The sequence below is a fragment of the Pseudoalteromonas rubra genome, from assembly GCF_005887095.1.
Lineage (GTDB): Bacteria > Pseudomonadota > Gammaproteobacteria > Enterobacterales > Alteromonadaceae > Pseudoalteromonas > Pseudoalteromonas rubra_E.
In genome coordinates this window covers 1-5,067 of the sequence record NZ_PNCI01000107.1, presented here as the reverse complement: position 1 = coordinate 5,067, position 5,067 = coordinate 1, and the positions used below count along the sequence as shown (strand labels likewise).

Sequence of the window (5,067 nt, the reverse complement as noted above, 5' to 3'; positions counted from 1 at the left end):
ACTATCCTGCCATAGGGGGGTACAAAGATTTTCTAAATAGACATCCTGATTTTATTGTCGAATTTGAAATTGATCTTTGTGACGAAATGAAAAATGCTAAGCCATATCAAGGTATGAGAACAGATTTCTTATATCACGGTGATGACCCACAAATAGACGGTATTTACATGATTTGGCCTGAGCTACTTGATGAAGATGGTATACCAATTGAGGATGAATCACCGGGAAGCCTGCCAATAAAAGGCAAAGCGAATATGTGGATTGTTTCAGAAGAAATGCGTGAGTATCACCTAAATAGGTTAGAAATCGGTACTAAAGGTTACTGGGTTAAAGGCCCATATAAAATTGCAAATGTAACTGTAATTGAGTTTGGTGCAAAGTATTGCTAATAAGTCACTAAATAAATATTCATAAGCACTGTCATGCCATTTGCGGAGCAAATCCCCCGGCCAGCATTTGGTTTACTTATTAGTGGGGCGCTGGAGGAACCCTCATAATTGAGGCCTCCCGAGCCGATGTATCAAGCGCACATATTCGCGTATAGCCCAGCGTAGTTGAATCCCCGTCATCACGTAGTCGGTTCGTCGCCTAACCTCTTTGCCAAGCCTGACAGTCGACGGCATAGCACGATCTCTGATTGTATTTACCTGGAATTTTTGTTGCTAATTTGTGTGTTGGGCATGCAGGCCTATCCACCAGAGAATAATTGTCGCTAGCAAAGCGAGTAATCGCAGAATATCGAGCCGGTTGGGGCGTCGACTTTTACTATGCCGCAGACCCATCCCGTATTGGGGGCTTTTCAGGTCTCGAAAGCTTTCTTCGATTTGCATACGTTTGGCATAAAGTGATTGATACTACACGTTTGGTTTGAACAATTCTGCGGGCAGGTTAGTGGCTAATAGCCAAGGCTCTTTACTGCCAGTTCGATAACTTTTTTGTGCGGTATGATGCCTGCCAGCTTTTGAAGAGCGCTCGTCAGTACGGCCTTTTTTTTGGTTTTATATAAATGCAGATGGCAGTTTATAGGACTTTTTCGGCCAAGTTTTACCTCTCCAATATAACGTCCACGGGGAGTGGCGGATGGATAAAGTGCCTGATTTACATGCCAATCTTCGCTGTTATTATGCTGATAAGTGACTTTGCCACGCACCCGTCCGAGCCAGAACCAGCCTTTTTTATCGACCTGTCGAAACCAGGTATTTCGATAGCCAGCATCGGTCACGATGAGTGGAATTCATTTATCAGGCAGGCTCTCTATGGGCGGGTAATGGCAAGTTCATTAAGAAACAATTGGTGGGGACTTAGGCGGATTGTATTGAGCAAACGTGAAGGTGCGCTCATACACTATCATTGAGCGTCCCTAAATGCTGACGGAAGCACGCAAAGTCTTCAACCGCAGTTGCTCCGCGCACATCGGCCCAGTCGACCAGCAAGATAGGCATGGGATTAGCGCCACACGTCAGGCGAGCATGAAAGCGGTAAATAGCAAGCCGATCGTTATGCATGGCAGTGTTGCCAAGCAGTCGGTCCATACGCTAAATGTTGTGTTTTGCAGCGACAGGGCCCTTCATATTTCGACCCTGTTTGCCAATGGAAAGTCAGTAAGAGAAAGTTGATTGCTATCGAGCAAAGTTTCAGTTGCCAGCATTAATGAATCAAGGCGTCACGCATGAATTTGGGGGCAGTTTTTTCTGAGCATATCGTGTAGGATGGTGGTATCACGTATGGTGTTGTATCTATTTGGCTTTTGGCGAAATAAATTAGATCAAACAATGCCGTCAAACCAAGGACACAAAACAGTAGGCTGTGCTCCTTCGTCGCATGTTTTATGCCTGCTATTTTGTGCCGTTTGCGGCAAGCGTGAGGTGCTCAATGGATCCAATCATCAAGTTAGGTCGAAAAATTGTGGATTTGAAATTCAAAGCACTCGGTTTGAAAATCATTCAAGATATACCAACTGATGATTTCAATCGTATCCTGGAACTTCATATTCATAATGGTTGGGTAAAGACATATGAGTATGATGGTTTTGATGCATGGATTGATTACGGCAAAGTTAAATTATCCAAAGAAGGCTGTGAACTAAAGTTTGAGTGGGATAATTGGTGTGAAGGAGAGATATCAGGTAAATCAAAAGATATCGAGCTTTTAGCTACAAAGTTTGGGCTAAAAGCTACAGAAACACCTAATTGGTGGCCAAAGATCACCTAGCAAGAGGCTATGGCGTCAATAACTAAATTTCAGCAATTGGCGCTTCCCACACCGTCGGTGCTTTTCAAGTTAGTTGTCACCATTTACTGTTTTCAGACTATAGTGCCTGGTCCTGAGCTCAACGCGTACAGACTCCAAAAAAGGTGAACAAGACATTTTCATTCCAGGTGATTTTTATTTATACAGATATATGTGAATGCGGCCAATTATCATGTCAAATTTCTCGTTTTAGCAGAGCTGTTGTGGCTTGAGCAATGAGAGTAATGGTGGTAGGTTATTGTTCTTATTATGAATAAAATAATTTAGCTGTGGGGTTGTATGGTTTTAGGAACTAGATCTAACCGGTATTCACGCTAATAAGCTGTTAGGGTTCAATCGTGATTTCAGAGAATTTTTCATGGACAGGTAGCATTCATCTGCAACATGGCTCAACTGTGTATGACCTTCATCATGATTATGATTTTATAAAATTCAGTTACGATGTTGAAAAGCGTTTAATGGTTCTCGAGTGGCGAAAGGGAAAATATGATTGGGTTAAACGTGAATTGCCTAAAACTATTTTGCTTTCACTTTTCAATGTAAAGCATTTTAGCTTTCAACCAAGAAGCTCAGAAAGGTCATTTAATGAAGATAATTGTTTGAGTAGTTTTGGTTATCTATCAGACGATGAATGGTGTGAAGGTCAGTTTTGGGTTGACGGTGATCCTGATAGTAGTTGGTATTGGTCATTAGAATTTGAATCAGGTGCAGAGCTTATAGTTTCAGCTGAATCAGCTCTTGTGAAAGTTGAACCCTAACAAGGCCGTTAAACAAATGACACAAAGCAGCAGGCAGTGCTTCTTTGTCGCTAATTTTAGCCCGCTATTTTGTGCCGTTTACGGCAAGCGTTAAGTGTGCCAGGGGCTTATCGACGTTGTTTTCACAACCGTCATGCTTTAATGATACTGATAAAAGAGGTTTATAATGACGAGAGTAAAAGCAGCGTTGGCTGGCTTAGTTATGTTTAGTGGAAGTGCTTTAGCAGCTTGGACCCCGCCCTCTGAGGTTCTGGCTCTGAGAGCATATAACTCAAGTGAAGGTCATTATGTAAAGCTTTCTACTTCTTCGGTTAATGAGGCTTGTAGCGGTACGTTGAAAACGGGAATATATTTTTTCAACGATACCACAGGCCGTATATTCTCCATGCTTCTTGCTGCTCAGTCTTCAAAGCAAAAAGTAATTTTGCATGTTAGTGGTTGCGGTGGCGGCTCTTATGCAAATATTACGGAAGTCCAACTCGGTGATGTTATTTGGGGTAGTTACATAGAATAGACCTAGCCGGATGAATACACTTAACAAACGGCTCCAAGCGACAACCAACCGTCGCGTCATTTTCGCCAATGACGCGGGCGCTAAATTTGGCACAAATCCCACTCTGGCTGGTTGCGCCTGAGCCGGGCGTTAGCTATACAAGCAACTAAAGCGGGGCTGCTAACAGTTGGCTCGGTTTCGCTTCGCTACACATTTTAGCCAACTATTATCAGCCCCTTAGTGTGGGCGTTATAGCTAAGGAGACAAATTTGAAGCAACGAAATTTTTTCTTCATCGTATTTGCATCGATAATGCTATCTGCATGTACCTCTATGATGAGGAGCGACCTGAGTGTTCAATCAGAAGTTGTTGAGCATAGTTATGTCCAAAAGACTGGCGGTAGATTAGTTGAGGATGGTTCTCGTGTAACCGACTTGCTTAACATAGGCTATGACGTTGATGTAATTGAAAGTAATACGTGGAAAGTACCAAATGTGCTGGGAAATGGTTTTCTCTTAGCGGTTAAGTTTTCTAGAATTCCAGCAGATATAAGCTCTTTTGATCTCAAAGTCAGCTTTCCAGAAATGACACTTCCATCTGGAGAGAAAAGAAGTACCGTAAATAGAGAAATAGATTTAACGGGCCACAATGGCGAGTATATGTGGGTATTTGATTTCTATTTTGATTTTGCGTACGAGACAAATCCGGGGCCGTGGAATCTTCAAGTATTTAGTGGTGACTATAAAATTCATTCATCAACATTCCATGTAATTGAAAACCGTGAAAAGCTATAACAAAGCGCTGCTAGGGACAAACCTACGCTGCGCTTCGGTTCGCCTCAGAGCGCGGCGTTAACCTTCAGGGGGAGAGAATGTGGACTCCAAAGATATAGTTCTTTCAGATTTGAAGTTGGCTATTGAACAATTATGTCTGCATTTAAAGACAGATGAAAGTTGCATCTGGACTAATCATTTTGAAAAGCAACTGAAGCATGTAAATGATCTAATTGAATATGGTTATGTCGAAGAAAACTTATATGAGATTTCGAGCTCTATAAAGGCAGTTTACGGGGGTATGGGTAGTTTCAATGACTACTATAACCCTCACCAGTCGAAAAAAAGAAACGAATTAAATAAGCTGTACGGTTCAAGTAGTGACCTGTCTTCAAAGGTCTATGATCTTGCAGTCAAACTAAAACAGAGTGAAGAAAAAGGTTAACAAGGCGCTCAAGCAAGGACGCGCATAAATGCGCGCCGCTTAGCTTGGCGTTAGGTATTTATGCAGAAAAGTTTACATCGTAGTGATTGGTTCGGGATCTTAATTGGTGTAGCTCTTGGAGTTGTTCAACCATTCGTAATTATAGAGAAAGCTTTACCACATCAGCGACATACAGGACAGGATGAAGAAATACTAGCCCAGCGAAAAGAGCGAATGGAAATAGCAAAAGCAGCCAATCCGGGTCGATGGGGAACACGTGCTGTGCGAAATTGCAGTCCAGTCGGGCCTACAACGCTTAACCCGGAAAAACAGCACACGGGTGAGGTAAAAAAACAAGCTGCTTAAAAC

The 5,067-nt window shown here is 42.4% G+C and carries 7 protein-coding genes and 1 pseudogene; 7 read left to right on the top strand and 1 reads right to left on the bottom strand.

Translation table 11 applies throughout. The annotated features are described in order from the left end of the window. Positions 1-389 (top strand): hypothetical protein (locus CWB99_RS24305; RefSeq protein WP_171045441.1); only part of this gene is annotated, 389 nt, incomplete at its 5' end. A gap of 102 nt (positions 390-491) precedes the next feature. Here the strand turns inward: CWB99_RS24305 and CWB99_RS24835 are convergent. Further along, positions 492-1,726: pseudogene (locus CWB99_RS24835) on the bottom strand (IS4 family transposase). 146 nt (positions 1,727-1,872) lie between these two features. Between CWB99_RS24835 and CWB99_RS23335 the strand changes: the two are divergent. From CWB99_RS23335 to CWB99_RS23310, 6 genes are all read left to right on the top strand, one after another. Then, complete coding sequence (locus tag CWB99_RS23335) at positions 1,873-2,211, top strand: hypothetical protein (protein WP_138553608.1); 339 nt, start codon at positions 1,873-1,875, stop codon at positions 2,209-2,211. Between the two features lie 377 nt (positions 2,212-2,588). Further along, positions 2,589-3,008 carry a hypothetical protein gene (locus CWB99_RS23330; protein WP_138553610.1) on the top strand — a complete coding sequence of 140 codons (420 nt, stop codon included), beginning with the start codon at positions 2,589-2,591 and terminating at the stop codon, positions 3,006-3,008. Between the two features lie 166 nt (positions 3,009-3,174). Continuing rightward, on the top strand, positions 3,175-3,522 hold the full coding sequence (locus tag CWB99_RS23325) for a hypothetical protein (RefSeq protein WP_138553611.1): 348 nt from the start codon (positions 3,175-3,177) through the stop codon (positions 3,520-3,522). A 248-nt stretch (positions 3,523-3,770) separates the two neighbouring features. Further along, complete coding sequence (locus CWB99_RS23320; RefSeq protein ID WP_138553612.1) at positions 3,771-4,295, top strand: DUF3859 domain-containing protein; 525 nt, start codon at positions 3,771-3,773, stop codon at positions 4,293-4,295. A gap of 79 nt (positions 4,296-4,374) precedes the next feature. Further along, entirely contained in the window at positions 4,375-4,719 is a 345-nt protein-coding gene (locus CWB99_RS23315) for a DUF6966 domain-containing protein (protein WP_138553613.1), read from the top strand. 60 nt (positions 4,720-4,779) lie between these two features. Beyond that, entirely contained in the window at positions 4,780-5,064 is a 285-nt protein-coding gene (locus tag CWB99_RS23310; RefSeq protein ID WP_138686238.1) for a hypothetical protein, read from the top strand. Positions 5,065-5,067: the final 3 nt, after the last annotated feature.